Genomic DNA, 16,289 nt, shown 5'->3' with positions numbered 1-16,289 from the left:
CGAATCTCGGACTTTTTAGATCAGGAGCACACCGGTGCCTGTCGTTTTTGTCGCCGCTTCCAAGCTGCCAACGCCTTTTGCGCAATTCACCATGCACGGTTTTCTCGATGAAGCCACCGGCCGCGAGCACGTCGTGCTGAGCCTGGGTGAGATTGCCGACGGTGCCCCGGTACTCGGCCGGTTGCACTCCGAATGCCTGACCGGCGATGCCTTGTTCAGCCAGCGTTGCGATTGCGGCTCGCAACTGGAGGCCGCCCTCAAGGCAATCGCCCGTGAAGGCCGTGGCGTGTTGCTGTATCTGCGTCAGGAAGGTCGTGGCATTGGCCTGCTGAACAAGATTCGCGCCTACGAATTGCAGGACGGCGGCGCCGACACTGTTGAAGCCAACGAGCGTCTGGGCTTTGCCGCCGACCAGCGTGACTACGCCATGTGCCTGCCGATGCTCGAGCATCTGGGCGTGAAATCCCTGCGCCTGATGACCAACAACCCGCGCAAGGTCAAAGCCCTGACCGACATGAACATCGTCGTCGCCGAGCGCGTGCCGCTGCACACCGGCCACAACCCGCACAACAAACTCTACCTGGCGACCAAGGCCAGCAAACTCGACCACATGATGGGTAACGAACATCAGGGCGAGGTAGACCGCGCGTGACTCGCGGTCAGGTGCGGCGCCGCCTGTCAGTCGCCTGGTGGAAATACCTGGCGCTGGCACTGGTGCCGCTATTTGTGCTCAACGCTGTGTTCGGCGAGAGCGAAGCGATCATGCCGGTGCTGGCGATGCCGTTGTTCATCGCTGGCGTAGCCTCGATGTTTGTCAGCCTGAAGTTTTTCGGCCGCTACAAACATGCGCTGATCGCCACACAAAAAGCCCTCGATACCCCTGAAGAGCCCGCTGCGTGGATTGCCCTCGCGGCTCGTCGTCGCACGGCGTTTCTGGCGGCGGGGTTACCGGCGTGGATTGGCGCTCTGGCGGTGTTCGTCGGCCTCGAAGCGGTGCCGCTGATGTTGTTGGCGCTGTCTACGGCGGTGCTGTTCTACCTCTACCGTATCCCGCGTCAGCTCGGTTGATGCGCCGTCTCTGGCTGGCGGTTCTGCTGCTGGCCGTCAGCAGCGAAACCCTGGCCGCCATGCGGGTGGTCAGTCTCGCGCCATCCCTGTCTGAAATTGTTGTGGAGCTGAATTCGGCCGACCTGCTGGTGGGCGTGCTGGATGCCGGTGACCGGCCATCTGCAATCAAGAATGTGCCTTCGGTGGGCCGTTACGGCCAACTCGATATGGAGCGGCTGCTTAGTCTCAAACCTGACTTGTTGCTACTGTGGCCCGGCAGTGTCGGCCCGGCACAGCGCGATCAGCTCAAGCGCCTGAACATCCCGACCTTCGTTGCCGAACCCCACAGTTTCGAACAGTTGACCACACAGATCGTAGCCATTGCGACGCAGCTCGGTCGTCCTGAGCGCGGGGTTGAACGAGCGACCGAGCTGCGGCGCAAGCTCGACGAGCTGCGCCAGCGCTATCGGCGGGAAACGCCGTTGCGGGTGTTCTACCAAGTCTGGGACAAGCCGCTGTACACCGTCGGCGGCGGGCAGATTATCAGCGATGCGCTTGAAGTGTGCGGCGCACGCAACGTCTTCACCGACCTGACGCTGCCGGCTCCGCAGGTGAGCATCGAAGCCGTTTTGCAGCGTAACCCCGAGGTGATTCTGGCCGGCGATCAGCCGCAACTGGATGCGTGGAATGCCTGGCCGCAGGTGGCGGCGGTGAAGCACAGACAGTTGCTGTTGGTCACCGATAAAGGTCTGGAACGTCCGAGCGGGCAGATGATCGAGGCGACGGCCAAGCTCTGCCAACTGATTGCGCCAGACCGCTGACCGCTAGAGCTGCGGTGTCCAGGTCACCCCGAACATGAACGCCCGGCCTTCCTCACGATAGCCATACTGACTGCCGTCATGGCTGTACAGCGCCCGGCTGTAACCCTTGTCCAGCAGGTTATCCACCTTGAAATCCAGCTTGATCTCCCGGTCCAGCGCCCAGCTGCTGCGCAGTTCCAGCAACGCATAACCACCCAGTGGCTGCTGATTTTTCAGGTCGTCATAACTGCTGCTGACGGCCTGCCAACTGGCGCCGAGGCCGAGGCGATCGAATTGCCGATCCAGATCCCAGCTCAAGGTGCGACGGGCACGGCGCGCCAGGGTGTGGCCGGTGTCGCGGTCGCGGGGATCGATGATTGCCACGCCGAGGTTGCTTTGCCAGCCCAGCAGTTCCTGTTTCAGGGCTGCTTCGAAGCCGTTGATCCGTGCCGAGGCGACGTTTTCCGGGCGTGAGTTGCTGCCAAAGATGATCGCGTCTTCCAGATCGGTCCGATACAGCGACGCTTCAAGGCGGCTGCTGTCACTCAACTGGCTGCGCCATTGCAGCTCGTAGCTTTTCGAGGTTTCCGGTTTCAGGTCCGGGTTACTGAAGTCCGGGTAATACAGGTCGTTGAAGGTCGGTGCACGGAAGCCTTCGCTGTAGCTGAGCAACAGATCGTTGTCCGGGTTGACCGGCAATGTCAGCGTGCCGCTCCAGCTGTTTTGGCCGCCGAACTGCTGGTTATCGTCACGACGCAGGCCGAGTTCGGTGGAGAAACTGTCGGCCTGGAAACGATGCTGGATGAAGGCCGCGCGGTTCCAGCGGCTGTCCTCGTCGAACGCAGTGCTGCTGTTGACCCGGTCTTCATACCAGTCGCCGCCGAGGATCAGGCTGTTGCGTGCATCGAGGGTCAGGTCATTCTGCCAGGTCACCGAGTCGCGGTAGGTATTGAACACTGAGCGTTCGTCACTGAGCTTGTCGAAGGTTTTTTCGCGGTTTTCGCTGTGGCCGAGTTCCAGGCGCGACTTCCAGCGCTCGTTGATCCGCGCATCGATGTAGCTGCTGAAACTGCTGACAGCAAAATCGCTGTAGGGCTGTTGCTGGACAGAGTCGAAGGTGATCGGGTCAAAGCGCCCGAACGGGTTGTCGAACTCGCTTTTGCCACGGTTATCCAGCAGGTTGGCGCCGACTTCGATGTCATCGGTCAGCGCATGGCTGAGGCTCAGGCTGATGGATTTGTTGCGGTAGGCATCGTGATCGCTGTCGCTGGGATACGACTCGCGGGTGCGGTCGATCCCGGCGGTTTCATCGAGGCTGGCGCCGAGGTTGAAGCGGGTTTTCTCATCGCCACCGGACAGGCCGACACTGCGCTCCCAGGTCTGGTTGCTGCCGAATCCGAGATGCATCCGCGGCTGCAAACCTTGCTCGGCGCCGCGTCGGGTGAAGATCTGAATCACCCCGCCAATCGCATCGCTGCCGTAGATCACCGAACGCGAACCGCGCAGCACTTCGACGCGTTCGATCTGCTCGATATTGAGGTGTTGCAGGTTGCTGTCGCCGGAGGTGGAGTTGCCGATGCGCTGGCCGTCTACCAGCACCAGACTCTGCGCCGATTGCGTGCCACGAATGTAGATCCCCGGCAGGCTGCCGCGTCCGCCGGTTTGCGCCACTTGTACGCCCGGTACCCGTTGCAGCAGGTCGGTGACGCTGCTTGGTTGCAGACGCTCGATGTCTTCGCGGGTGAATACGGTGTTGGCGGCACTGCTGTCGTTGCGCGCTTCCACCTGACGGTTGGCGCTGATCAGCACGTCCGGCAGCTTCAGAGCCTGATCGCGTTCGAAGGTGTCGGCGAGGGCGTTGGCGTTTGGCAGCAGGAGAAGGGGCAGGGCGAGACGCGAGAGGTTCATCGGTATTCCGTAGGTCTTTCAGGTGTACACAAATCAAATGTGGGAGCGGGCTTGCTCGCGAAAGCGGTGTGTCAGTCAACTCATCATCGACTGATCCGACGCCTTCGCGAGCAAGCCCGCTCCCACATGGGTTTTTGCGTTTATCCAGCGAGTCAGCGGTTAAGCAGCTCCAGGCGCTCACGCACCGCCGCTTCGATCCCGGCCTCGTCCAGCCCGCACTCGGCCAGCATCTGCGCCGGTTTGGCGTGCTCGACGTAAACATCCGGCAAGCCCAGGTGCAGCACCGACTTGAGGATGTTCTCGCGGGCGAGGAATTCGCTGACCGCGCCACCGGCACCGCCCATGATCGCGTTCTCTTCGATGGTCACCAGCAGGTCGTGGCTGTTAGCGATTTCGCGCACCAGCGCTTCGTCCATCGGTTTGACGAAACGCATGTCGACCACGGTGGCGTCCAGGGTTTCGGCGACGTTCAGCGCTTCGGCCAGTTGCACGCCGAACACCAGCAGGGCGACCTTGCTGCCCTGACGGCGAACCACGCCCTTGCCGATCTCGATCGGTTCGAGGTCTTTCTCGATGGTCGCGTTCGGGCCGGTGCCGCGCGGGTAACGCACCGCCGCCGGGCCGTTGTACAGGTGACCGGTGGTGAGCATCTTGCGCAGTTCGTTTTCATCGCTCGGGGTCATGATCACCATGCCCGGGATGCAACGCAGGTAAGACAGGTCGAAACTGCCGGCGTGGGTCGGGCCGTCTTCGCCCACCAGACCGGCGCGGTCGATGGCGAACAGGACGTCGAGGTTTTGTACCGCGACGTCATGCACCAACTGGTCGTAACCGCGTTGCAGGAACGTCGAGTAGATCGCCACCACCGGTTTCGCACCTTCGCAGGCCATGCCGGCGGCGAGGGTCACGGCGTGCTGCTCGGCAATCGCCACGTCGAAGTAGCGCAGCGGGAAGCGTTCGCTGAACGCTACCAGGTCCGAGCCTTCCTTCATCGCCGGGGTGATGCCCACCAGACGCGGGTCGGCGGCGGCCATGTCGCACAGCCATTCACCGAACACGCCGGAGTACTTCGGCCCGCCGGCCTTCTTCGGTGCAGCGGCCGGGGCGTCCAGCGGCTCGAGCTTGGTGATGGCGTGGTAACCGATCGGGTCGACTTCCGCCGGGGCGAAGCCTTTGCCTTTCTTGGTGACGATGTGCAGGAACTGCGGGCCTTTCAGATCGCGCATGTTGCGCAGGGTGGCGATCAGGGTCGGCAGGTCGTGGCCATCGATCGGGCCGATGTAGTTCCAGCCCAGCTCTTCGAACAGGGTGCCGGGAACCAGCATGCCTTTGGCGTATTCTTCGGTGCGACGGGCGATTTCCCAGGCGCCGGGCAGGCGCGACAGCACTTTCTTGCTGCCTTCGCGCATGCTTGCGTAGGTGCGGCTGGAAAGGATCTTCGCCAGGTAGTTCGACAGACCGCCGACGTTGCGCGAGATCGACATGTCGTTGTCGTTGAGGATCACCAGCATGTTGGCGTTCACTTCCGGCGCATGGTTCAGCGCCTCGAAAGCCATGCCGGCGGTCAGCGCGCCGTCACCGATCACGGCAATCGCCTTGCGATCGCTGTTCTGCAGGCGGGCGGCGATGGCCATGCCCAGCGCGGCACTGATCGAGGTGCTGGAGTGGCCGACGCCAAAGGTGTCGTACTCGCTCTCGGAGCGACGCGGGAAGGCGGCGATGCCGTCCTTCTGGCGCAGGGTTTCCATGCGCTCGCGACGACCGGTGAGGATCTTGTGCGGGTAGGCCTGATGACCGACGTCCCACACCAGCCGGTCGTCCGGGGTGTCGAAGACGTAATGCAACGCGATGGTCAGCTCGATGACGCCCAGGCCGGCACCGAAATGCCCACCGGTCTGGCCGACCGTGTAGAGCAATTCCAGGCGCAACTCATCAGCCAGGGTTTCCAGCTCGGCTTCGCCTAACCGGCGCAGGCCGTCCGGCGTGTTCGCGCGGTCGAGCAGGGGCGTGGTCGGGCGCTTGCGGGGAATCTCATGGAACGTCGTGGGCATCAGGCGAATCGTTATAGGTATAAAAGATGCGGCAGTTTACCTGATGCATCGTCCCCTGCCCACGCGTTGGTCTTTTTTGGCTGATTAGCCTTTAGTTGCGCCGGTCGACGATATACCGGGCCAGATCGCGCAACGGCTCGGCTGCCGCGTCAAACGGTCGCAGCGCGTGCAGGGCCTGATCGCGCAGTTCCAGAGCGTAAGCCTTGGCCGCGTCAAGGCCGAGCAGGGCCGGGTAGGTCGGCTTGTCGCGAGCGATGTCGGCACCCTGGCGTTTGCCGAGGGTTTCGGTATCGCTTTCGACGTCGAGGATGTCGTCCTGCACCTGGAACGCCAGGCCAATGGCCTGTGCATAACTTTGCAGGGCCTTGAGTTCATCCTTCTCGGCGCGGCCGCTGGCCAGGGCGCCGAGCTTGACGCTGACTTCGATCAGCGCGCCGGTCTTGTGCCGGTGCATCTGTTCGAGGGCTTTCTGATCAAGCTTCAGGCCGACCGAGCCGAGGTCGATGGCCTGACCGCCGACCATGCCGGCCGGGCCAGCCGCGTGCGCCAGCGCCGTGACCTGTTGCAGGCGGATATCCGCGCTCAGGTCGCTCAGGCGCGGGTCGAGCAGGGCGCTGAAGGCCAGACTCTGCAGGCCGTCACCGGCAAGGATCGCGCAGGCTTCGTCGAATTTCTTGTGGGTAGTCGGCTGGCCGCGACGCAGATCGTCGTCGTCCATCGCCGGCAAATCGTCGTGTACCAGCGAATAGGCGTGGATCAGCTCCACCGCACACGCCGCGCCGTTGGCCTGCTCGGTCTTGCCGCCGAGGGCTTCGCAGGCGGCGTAGGCCAGCAACGGACGCACGCGTTTGCCGCCGTTCATCACACTGTAGCGCATCGCTTCGTACAGCCGCGCCAGCTCTGGCAGCGGTGCGTTGAACAGGGTTTCCAGTGCCGCATTGACCCGCGCCTGGCTGGTCGCCGAATACGCCGCGATCATTCTGGCTGGTCCGCGTCGAAGGGTTCCTCGGCCAGTTCGCCATCACGTTCCAGCAACACCTGGACCTTCTGCTCAGCCTGGGCCAGTGCTGCCTGGCAGTCACGGGTCAGACCGATGCCCTGCTCGAAAGCGGTCAGCGAGTCTTCCAGCGACAATTCACCGTTCTCCAGACGCTCGACCAGCGTTTGCAGGTCGGCGAGGGACTGTTCGAAATCCAGTGCAGCTTTTTTGCGGGCCATGGCGGCTAATTCCGGTTGACGTTAAACCGGCGCGACACTAGCAGATAGGGGGTTTATGGGCAAATGAGCGGGCCGACGGACAAGGGTGTCAGTCGGTCGAGTTACCCGGATATTGAATCTGATACCGAGTGCTCCGCCCCCCGCCCGGAAGACGTTGCAGGCAGCCCTTTTCCAGCAGTTCCGCCAGATGTCGGGTGGCCGTGGCTTTGGAAACTTTGGCCACACTCTGGTATTGCGCCGCACTGATGCCGTGCTCGAAACCGCGTTCACCACCATCGAGCAAGCGATTGAGCACTTTGATCTGCTCCACCGACAGCCCGGATTCCCGGTGCGCCTGCCAGAAGCGTGATTTTCCCAACACACTTTCAATCCGCGCGATGGCCTGCTGCAGGCTGCGCAGCAAGGTTTGCAGGAACCATGTGAGCCAGTCGGTGATGTCCAGCGTGGCTTTCTGGCTTGATTCGAGAATCCAGTAATAGCCCGCACGATCATCGAGGATGCTGGCGGACATCGCATAAAAACGAATCGCCTGCGCTTCGCCCTGAGCCAGTGCCAGGTCGGTAAGGGTGCGAGTCAGGCGCCCATTGCCGTCGTCGAATGGATGCAAGGTGACGAACCAGAAATGTGCGATGCCAGCTCGCAGCAAAGGATCGAGGCCTGCCTGATGCCGGCTGGCGTCGAACCACTTGAGAAAACTGTCGAGTTGCCGCTCAAGACCTTGTCGCGGTGGCGCCTCGAAGTGCACGGTCGGACGGTCGATTCGTCCGGAAACCACCTGCATTGGCTCATCGCCGCGTAATGCGCCGACATTGATTGCACGCGAAAGGAAACCACTCTCCTGTTCTGGAAACAGCCATGAATGCCATTCCAGCAATCGCTCCAGTGTCAGCGGTTCGGCAAAGTGATGAGTGGCATCGAGCATCAGCTGTGCCAGCCCCTCGCTGCGCTTGCTGACGTTGTCGCCATCAGGCGATTCCAGCCCCAGGCGTCGTGCCAGTGAAGAACGCACGGATTCAACATTCAATTGTTCCCCCTCGATGGCCGAGGAGGTCACGATGTTTTGCAGCAACGCGTCCAGTTCAGTCTGAGCGCTCAGTGAATTGCCCACTGATCCCGCCATGCCCATCAATTGTCCCTGCGCCTGAACGCATTCGCGCAACAGCGCCGTGAGACGCTCAGCCTGCCAGTTGAAGTCGGGCCAGTCGGGCTGCTGCCAGATCCAGTGAGTAGCCATGAAATGCCATTCCTGAGTGCGTGAGCCGAATAGAAACGCTATTCGGCTCATTTAGTGAGCCGAATATGACGCCTATTCGGCTCATCGTCCACCCGAGGGCGTGATTCCTACCGCATTTCAAGATGTATCCGATTGTTAAAAAACTGCCGAGTCGCTAACCTTCGCGCCTTCTACGACCCGACAGTCACGGGTCTTTCAGACGAAACGCAGTTTTCACCGCTGTGAAGTACCGAGGATCGGGTGCAAGGTTTCGTTCAGGCATGGCAGGAGGCATTACATGCGTTCAATTCTTTTGCTGCTGATCGGCCTGGCCTGCGCGCCGGCGCTGTCGGCCGCGCCGAGTGCCGAGATGTCGGAACCGGTGGGCGGCTGGCGCTACAACGGCTTGCTCGACCGCAGTGAAAACCCGCAAGTCGCCTATCCCACGCCGCCCATCGATCGCGGCATCCAGCGCAATCGCACGATGATCCAGGGCCAGCTCAAGGCCATTGGCAACCAGCGCGGGCCGCACACCCTGGCGGTCAATGGCAACCCACTGAACCTGTACACCGACGACGATGGGCGTTTTGCCCGGCCCTATGCGTTCGGCGCGGGCTCCAACAGCGTCGAAGTGCGCAGCGCCGAAGGGCAGTCGCTCAAGCGTGTGCAGTTCTACGAAGCGAACAACCTGCGCACACCGGCGCGGATTCGCGTAGTTCTGGGCTGGGACGATCCGAAGGCCGAACTCGACCTGCACATCATTACCCCGGACGGCCAGCATGCGTTTTTCGCCCACACGGCGTTGACCAACGGCGGCGGTCTGGACCCGGACGGCGTCGATGGCCCCGGCCCGGAAATGTTCACCATGACCGCGCCGCTGCATGGCACCTATCTGGTTTATGTCAACTATTGGGGCAACTTCGGCGACGGCGGCTATAACTTCGAGGAGGCCAGCAACCAGAACGAGGTCATCACCTCGCAGATCACGCTGGTGCTCAACGAAAACACCGTCGACGAAAAACGCGAAACGTTCATCGTGCCCCTGCGGGCCATCGGTGATCTGCTGCTGGTCAAGACTTTCAACTATTAAGCATCCCGCACCACGGATGAACTGCCGAGCTTTGGGAACATGAGCGAGAAGATGAGCGAAAACACTGAGACCCCGGCGACCGCCGCACCCACCGCCAAACCTTCCCGGCGCTGGCCGTTGCTGGTGGCCGGGCTGTGCCTGGTGGCCGGCGTGGCGGGCGGGCTCGGCTGGCTGATGCACAAGCCCAAATTGCCGGCGGCGGCACTGGCCAGTGACAAGCTCGGGCTGAGCCGCCCGGACGCGTTGCTGGAAACCCGCTCCCTGAGCCAGTTGCCCAAGGATTTGCTGACGGTGCCGTTCCTCAAAGCCACGCTCACCGAGGATTTCGTCTTCTATTACGAAACCCACGCCGACCGTCTCGGGTTGATCGGCAGTCTGCGGCGGATCATCTACGAGCATGACCTGAAGCTGCAAGACAGCCTGATCGAGCAACTCTTCGATCAACCGGCGGACGTGGCGCTGTGGCGCGGCGCCGATGGTCGTTTGAAGGATTTCCTGCTGGTGATGGATCGCGGCGGTTTGGCCAAGTTGCTGGAGCCCTTGGCGAAAGTCGCTCTGGATGATTCGCAACTGAGCGTGTTCAGCACTCTGAAAGTCGGCGGTGACGAAGTGCCGCTGTATCAACTGACCTACAACGCCAGCAAATCCCTGTTGTTCGCCTCTCGCGGCGACAAACTGGTGGTGCTTTCCAACCCGTCCAAGTTCTACGACCCGGAAAGCGGTGCTTCCGAAGAGTCCGGCCATGTTTCGCCGCAGGCTTTGGCGGCGCTGCTCAACGGCGAAAAACTGTTCCCCGAAGCGTTCGGGCTGCCGGTCAAGACGCCTGAAACCAAACAGCGCCTGTCGGTCAATTCCAGCGTCCTGGCCATGGGTTACCAGCGCTTCATCCCGAACTTCGCCGGCCTGCGTTTCGACATGGACGACAAGGGCTGGCACAGCTTCCTGGCCATGGATGAGCTGGACAACCAGCCGGACTTCGATTTCAAACCGGTCTGGCAGGCCATGCCGCTGGGCGCCAGCGCTTGCGTGACCTTGCCAGTGGCCGCCGAACCGCAGAAACCGTTGCTGGTGAAACTCGGCGCCGAAGAAGCGGTGGCACAGAAACTCACCGAGCACGTGGCCGGCGCGGCGGGCCTGTGCTGGTACGCCGATTCGCGGCTGTACACGCCGTTGCTGGTGGCCAGTCTGAAGGACGAGGACAGCGGCAAACTCGACGCTGATATCGGCACGTTGTTCGATTCGATGGTCGGCGCCTACGAAAGCAAGGTCGACGACCACGCGTTCCCGGTGGTCGAGAAGCAGGAAGGCCAGAGTCATCTCTGGCAGCGTCAGGTCAGCTCCAGCTTCGGCCCGTACGCGGCCAAGGATGCCGAGAATCCGGACGCGATCACCGGCAAGGCGTTCATGAAAGTCAGCCTGGCGCGCTACGGTTCGACGCTGCTGTTTTCCCTCGATGACAAACTGGTCGACAAGGCTCTCGGCACCCTCGACAAACGCTTCCCGCCGATGGCCGATGTGCTGCCCAAAGACGTGCTGATGCCGATCTACTTCGGCCCGGATTCGATGGCGCAACTGATGCAGCAGGAAACCCTCGACAGCCTGCCCCAGGACATGGAGCCGGTGTTCTACAACGCCGCGCAAACCTACCTGATCCCGAAACTGCGCACTCTCGGCGGTTACGGCAAATACGCCCTGACGTTGCCTGAAGGCAGTGAGCCCGACGGTCACTGGCAATGGCTGCCGCTGGAGTGGAAAGCGCTGTGACTGGATTGATCCGCAGCCTCGGCTTGCTCGCGCTGTTACTGAGCGCGGATGCCCGAGCAGTCGAAACGCCGACGCTCGATCCTGCGCAATCCCAGGTCTTTCGCGCCTGGTTCGTGCGCATCGCTCAGGAGCAGTTGAGCAAAGGCCCGAGCCCGCGCTGGTATCAGCAGGACTGCGCAGGGCTGGTGCGGTTTGCCGCCAACGAAGCGCTGAAAGTCCATGACGACAAATGGCTGCGCAGCAATGGCGTGTCCAACCGCTACCTGCCGCCGGAGCTGGCGTTGAGCGACGAGCAACGCAAGTTCGCCCAGCAATGGCAGCAGGGCGGCGGCAAGGTCGGGCCCTACGTCAACGCGATTAAATTGATTCAGTTCAACAGCCATCTGATCGGCCGCGACGTGTCCCAGGCGCGGCCCGGCGATCTGATGTTTTTCGATCAGGGCGACGACCAGCACCTGATGATCTGGATGGGCCGCTACATCGCCTATCACACCGGCACGACCACCCCAACCGACAACGGCATGCGATCGGCAAGCCTGCAGCAACTCATGACATGGAAGGACACTCGATGGATACCCGACGCAGCCAACCCCAACTTCATCGGCGTCTATCGACTGAACTTTCTCTCCCAATGACCGGTGCCCGCATGCTGCGTTTACTGCCTTTTCTGTTGCTCTTGGTCCTGCCGTTTTCGGCCGTGAATGCCGAAGACACCGTGGAGCCAAGCGGCTACACGCCGGTCTCCGGTGAAAGCTTTTTCCTGCTGGCCGACAGCAGTTTCGCCAGCGACGAGCAGGCGGTGGTGCGCCTCGAAGCACCGGGCCGTGACTACCGTCGCTTCCGCATGGAACCGTACGGCGGCGCCGACATCCGCGTGTACAAGATCGACAAGCCCCTGGACTTCCTCAAGCGCCAGAAGAACCTGCACCGCGTGGTCAGCGACGGCCAGTTCAAGGGCGAAGGCCTGTCGAATACCCTCGCGTACCTGTGGGACAACTGGTACCGCAAATCCCGTCGGGTGATGCAGCGTGCGTTCTCCTACGAGTCGCGCCAGCAAGTCACCGAGGAGGTGCCGGAACTGAAGATGGGCAACGCCATCGCGGCGCCGACGCCGTACGACGCTCATCCGCAATTTGCCCTGATTCCGGGGCTGCCGGTGGTCAGCCAGTTCCGTTATCCGCTGTGGCAGGCCAAGCCGATTCAGCCGCCTGCCGGGGTGAATCTGGCCGGGTCTTCCAGCGAGTTCGTCAGTGTTGCGCCGGGTAACGTTTACATCCCGCTGGGTAACCTGAAACCGGGTCTGTATCTGGTCGAAGCGCTGATTGGCAAGTACCGCGCGACCACCATGGTTTTCGTTTCCAACACCGTCGCGGTGAGCAAGATTGCCGGTGATGAATTGCTGGTTTGGGCCGCACGCAAACACGAAGGCAGCTCGGTGCCGAAGGTCAATGTGCTGTGGACCGACGGCCTCGGTGTAATGAGCAGCGGCGCCACCGATACCGATGGTCTGCTGCGCCTGAAACACGTAAGCCCCGAGCGTTCGTTCGTCATCGGCGAGGACGAAGAGGGCGGGGTGTTCGTCTCGGAAAACTTCTATTACGACAGCGAAATCTACGACACCAAACTCTATGCCTTCACCGATCGGCCGCTGTATCGCCCGGGCGATTGGGTGTCGCTGAAAATCGTCGGCCGCGAATTCAAGAACGCGCGGGATTCGGTGTTGCCGGGGGCGGCGGACGTCAATGTCAGCGTGCTCGATGCGACCGGCACCGAGTTGCAGCGGCTCGATCTGAAACTCGATTCGAAGGCCGGCACCCAGGGCCGCTTCCAGTTGCCGGACAACGCGGTGGCCGGTGGTTATGAGCTGCGTTTCAACTATAAGGATCAAGCCTACAGCAGCGCCTTCCGGGTGGCGGAGTACATCAAACCGCACTTCGAAATCTCGCTGAATCTGGCCAAGCAGGATTACCGCACCGGCGAACCGGTGAAGGGCAGCCTGGTGCTCCTGTACCCGGATGGAAAACCGGTGGCCAACGCCAAACTGACCCTGAGCCTGCGCGCCCAGCAACTGTCGATGGTCGACAACGAGCTGCAATACCTCGGGCAATTCCCGGTGGAGCTGACCAGCACCGAACTGACCACCGACAGCAAGGGCAACGCGACCCTCGACCTGCCGGCCGCCGACAAACCGAGCCGCTACATGCTCACCGTGTTCGCCAGCGATGGCGCGGCGTATCGGGTCAAGACCACCAAGGAAATCCTCATCGACCGTGGCGCCGCCAGCTTCCGTCTGACTGCGCCGCAGCGTTTCAGCGCGGTCGGTGACAAGGTCGCGTTCAGCTACGCCAACGAGGGCGGCAGTGAACAGGCCCAGGCCGTGGTGCCGAGCGGCTATAGCTGGGTTCGACTCGAAGACCAGACCACCGGCGAAGGCAAACTGGCGGCGAAAGACAAAGGCTTCAGCGTGACGTTCGATCGTCCGGGGACCTACAACCTGTCGCTGAAGGATCAGTTCGGCCGGGTGCTTGGTGGCACCGGCCATTCGGTCACTGGCGACGGCGTCAAGGCTGTGCCGGGCACCGTGGAAATCGTCCTCGACAAACCCGAGTACAAGGCCGGCGACGAAGCACTGGCGCTGATCACTTTCCCGGAGCCTGTCAGCGATGCACTGCTGTCGCTGGAGCGCGACAAGGTTGAAGCTACCGCGCTGCTGGCCAAGGGCGGCGACTGGCTGAAACTGGAAAAACTCAGCGAAACCCAATACCGCGCACGCATTCCTGTGAAGAACAACTTTGCGCCGAACCTGACGTTCTCGGTGCTGTACACCAAGGGCGGTCAGTACAGCTTTCAGAACGCGGGGATCAAGGTTGTTGCGCCGCAGATCGACGTGGCGATCAAGACCGACAAAGACACCTATCAACCGGGCGATACCGTGACGGTCGACCTGACCACGCAATTCGCCGGCAAGGCTGTGCCGGCGCACCTGACGGTCAGCGTCGTGGATGAAATGGTCTACGCGTTGCAACCGGAAGTCGCGCCGACCATTGATCAGTTCTTCTATCACCCGCGCCGCAATAACGTGCGCACCAGCGCCAGCCTGTCGTTCATCAGTTACGACGTGGCATTGCCGGGCAGCCCTGGCGCGCCGGGCAAGGCCAACCGCAGCGAGCGCGGGGTGAAAGTGCTGGAGCGGCCGCGTCGCGAAGACGTCGACACCGCTGCGTGGCAGCCTGAGTTGCTGACCGATGCCGACGGCAAGACCCGCTTCACCTTCAAAATGCCGGACTCGCTGACTCGCTGGCGCATCACTGCGCGGGCGATTGCCGATGACGGTCAGGTCGGGCAGAAGAAGCAGTTCGTCCGCTCGGAAAAACCGCTGTACCTGAAGTGGAGCGGGCCAAGCAAATTCCGCAAGGGCGATCAGCCGCAACTTGGCGTGTTCGCCTTCAGCCAGGCCGAGAAGCCGGTCAAGGCTGAGCTGGTGACGCACTACGCCGGCGCCGAACAGCGCCTGCCGGTGACCCTGAACAACGGCATCAACTACCTGCCGCTGCCGGCCTTCGCCTTGGCCACCGGCGAGTGGAGCGCCGAACTGGTGCAGGACGGCAAAACCGCCGACGCCCTCGCGGTGCGCCTGACCGCGACCGGCGAAGGCTGGCAAGTGACGCAGACTCAAAGCCTCGACGTAGCCAGCGGTGACACGCCGCTGAGCCTTCCGGCAGACGCCACCGACATTCGCCTGCGTCTGGATGACAGCCCGCAAGCGCTGTTCCGTTCGGCCCTCGACGACCTGCTCAGCTATCCGTACGGCGGCGTCGAGCAGACCGCCAGCCGCTTGCTGCCGCTGAGCATCGCCTATCCGTCGCTGGCATCGAACCCGCAGATCCGTGACCGCTTGCGTTTGATCATGCAGAACAGCCGTCTGCGTCTGGTGCAAATGGCCGGGCCGTCGGCGAGCTTCACCTGGTGGGGCTTCGACGGCGAGCCGGATGCGTTCCTCACCGCTTACGCCTATTACGCCGACTGGAACGCCAGCCAGGTGTTGGAGCTGACCTTGCCGCCGGAGCACTGGCAGCGGGTGTTGGAGGTCTACGCCAAGCAGGCGCCGAACACGCCGTTGCTGCAACGGGCGCTGATCCTGTCGTTCGCCAAACAGATGCACTTGCCGGTCAACACGCTGCTTAGCGGTTTGCTGGAGGATCTGGCCAAGGCCGGGGAAGGCAATGCCGAAACCCTGATGGACGACGGCGAAGACAGTCTGGTGATGGGCGATCCGGATTCGGCGCTCGGTCTGGCGGCGGCGCGGGTCTTGACCGCATCGCTGGCCACGCAGTCGAAAGTCGCTTTGCCGGACGCGTTCAACCGTCAGCTGGGCGCTGCGCAACAGCGTTTGGCCGTCAGCTCGCAACCGTTTGTCGAAGCATTGAACCTGTCGCTGCAACCGTTCGATCAGGCCCGTGCAACAGCGTTGTTGCAGCGCCTGCTGCCGCAGCAATCGACCCTCGAACGTGCGCTGGCGCTGACCTGGCTGCAACGCAGCATCGCTCAGGCGTCGCCGACCATCGCGCTGGCACCGGGCGACGGCTGGAAGAAAAACTACGGCGCGACCGGCGAGATGTTCTGGACGTGGCAGGGGGCTGCGCCGGTGCCGAGCGTGTTGACGGTGTCGGGCACTCAGGAGCGTCCGTTGCGTGCCGCGTTGAGCTTCCAGACCCAGCAACCGGCGGTCGATCCGATGGCGGTGACTATCACTCGTCGCCTGTCGCGTCTGGTGCCGGGTGACGAAGCCTTCACCTTCAAACTGGAACCGGTCGGCAGCAAGCCGTTGTCCAGCGACAGTCTGTATCTGGACGAAGTGATCCTCACCAGCAAAGCACCGAAACCGCTGCGCTACGGCATGCTCGAAGTGCCGTTGCCGCCGGGCGCCGATGTCGAGCGCACCACGTGGGGCATCAAGTTGCAGGGCAAGGACGGCACCGAGCCGACCGCGCTGGAGAAAGCACGTTTCGAACCGGGCCAACTAGCCTACGCGGTGCCGGTGGATGCGCTGAGCGGTGAATTGCGTCTGCGCCATCTGGTGCGTTTCTCGCAGAAAGGCCAGTTCAACCTGCCACCGGTGCGTTTCACTCAGGTCTACGCACCGCAGCATCAGGCCCGCGAAGCGAAAGCGGCCCTCGGTCAGGTCACGGTCAACTGAC

The 16,289-nt window shown here is 62.4% G+C and carries 12 protein-coding genes; 7 read left to right on the top strand and 5 right to left on the bottom strand.

Translation table 11 applies throughout. The features are described 5' to 3' along the window. Positions 1-34 precede the first annotated feature (34 nt). The 3 genes from ribA to NH234_RS26445 are packed head-to-tail and all read left to right on the top strand — an operon-like array spanning position 35 to position 1,868. Positions 35-652: a GTP cyclohydrolase II gene (gene ribA, locus NH234_RS26455; RefSeq protein ID WP_065259552.1), complete on the top strand. Its 618-nt coding sequence runs from the start codon at positions 35-37 to the stop codon at positions 650-652. Further along, positions 649-1,068 carry an MFS transporter gene (locus tag NH234_RS26450; protein ID WP_065259553.1) on the top strand — a complete coding sequence of 140 codons (420 nt, stop codon included), beginning with the start codon at positions 649-651 and terminating at the stop codon, positions 1,066-1,068. Before ribA ends, NH234_RS26450 begins: the two co-directional genes overlap by 4 nt. Further along, positions 1,068-1,868 (top strand): cobalamin-binding protein, encoded by an 801-nt coding sequence (locus NH234_RS26445; protein ID WP_085732984.1) that lies wholly within the window; start codon positions 1,068-1,070, stop codon positions 1,866-1,868. Before NH234_RS26450 ends, NH234_RS26445 begins: the two co-directional genes overlap by 1 nt. A 3-nt stretch (positions 1,869-1,871) precedes the next feature. Here the strand turns inward: NH234_RS26445 and NH234_RS26440 are convergent, their stop codons facing one another. The 5 genes from NH234_RS26440 to NH234_RS26420 all read right to left on the bottom strand — a co-directional run bounded on the left by NH234_RS26440 (position 1,872) and on the right by NH234_RS26420 (position 8,258). Then, entirely contained in the window at positions 1,872-3,755 is a 1,884-nt protein-coding gene (locus NH234_RS26440) for a TonB-dependent receptor (protein ID WP_367254822.1), read from the bottom strand. 152 nt (positions 3,756-3,907) lie between these two features. Then, positions 3,908-5,806: a 1-deoxy-D-xylulose-5-phosphate synthase gene (dxs, locus tag NH234_RS26435; RefSeq protein WP_367254820.1), complete on the bottom strand. Its 1,899-nt coding sequence runs from the start codon at positions 5,804-5,806 to the stop codon at positions 3,908-3,910. A 91-nt stretch (positions 5,807-5,897) separates the two neighbouring features. Continuing rightward, complete coding sequence (ispA, locus tag NH234_RS26430; protein ID WP_367254818.1) at positions 5,898-6,785, bottom strand: (2E,6E)-farnesyl diphosphate synthase; 888 nt, start codon at positions 6,783-6,785, stop codon at positions 5,898-5,900. After that, complete coding sequence (locus NH234_RS26425) at positions 6,782-7,024, bottom strand: exodeoxyribonuclease VII small subunit (RefSeq protein ID WP_007894317.1); 243 nt, start codon at positions 7,022-7,024, stop codon at positions 6,782-6,784. Before NH234_RS26425 ends, ispA begins: the two co-directional genes overlap by 4 nt. 88 nt (positions 7,025-7,112) lie before the next feature. Further along, the gene (locus NH234_RS26420; RefSeq protein ID WP_367254815.1) at positions 7,113-8,258 is read right to left on the bottom strand and encodes a Fic family protein; all 1,146 of its coding nucleotides are present in this window, start codon (positions 8,256-8,258) and stop codon (positions 7,113-7,115) included. 277 nt (positions 8,259-8,535) lie between these two features. On the opposite strand from NH234_RS26420, the gene NH234_RS26415 reads away from it, so the two are divergent. Genes NH234_RS26415 through NH234_RS26400 form a run of 4 tightly spaced genes read left to right on the top strand, consistent with a single transcriptional unit; the run spans position 8,536 to position 16,288 of the window. Then, a complete protein-coding gene (locus NH234_RS26415) occupies positions 8,536-9,327 on the top strand; it encodes a DUF2135 domain-containing protein (RefSeq protein ID WP_085732980.1) in 792 nt (263 codons plus the stop codon). 51 nt (positions 9,328-9,378) lie between these two features. Further along, positions 9,379-11,091, top strand: a complete 1,713-nt coding sequence (locus NH234_RS26410; RefSeq protein WP_367254812.1) for a DUF2138 domain-containing protein — start codon at positions 9,379-9,381, stop codon at positions 11,089-11,091. Next, entirely contained in the window at positions 11,061-11,726 is a 666-nt protein-coding gene (locus NH234_RS26405; protein ID WP_170929639.1) for a DUF1175 family protein, read from the top strand. The genes NH234_RS26410 and NH234_RS26405 overlap by 31 nt, the downstream gene beginning before the upstream one ends. After that, positions 11,723-16,288 (top strand): alpha-2-macroglobulin, encoded by a 4,566-nt coding sequence (locus NH234_RS26400; RefSeq protein ID WP_367254810.1) that lies wholly within the window; start codon positions 11,723-11,725, stop codon positions 16,286-16,288. The genes NH234_RS26405 and NH234_RS26400 overlap by 4 nt, the downstream gene beginning before the upstream one ends. The last annotated feature ends 1 nt before the right edge of the window (position 16,289 follow it).

This window comes from Pseudomonas sp. stari2 (genome assembly GCF_040760005.1).
Classification (GTDB): Bacteria; Pseudomonadota; Gammaproteobacteria; order Pseudomonadales; family Pseudomonadaceae; genus Aquipseudomonas.
Note: the sequence above shows the minus strand (reverse complement) of the source record. Positions and strands in the feature narration are given on the sequence as shown.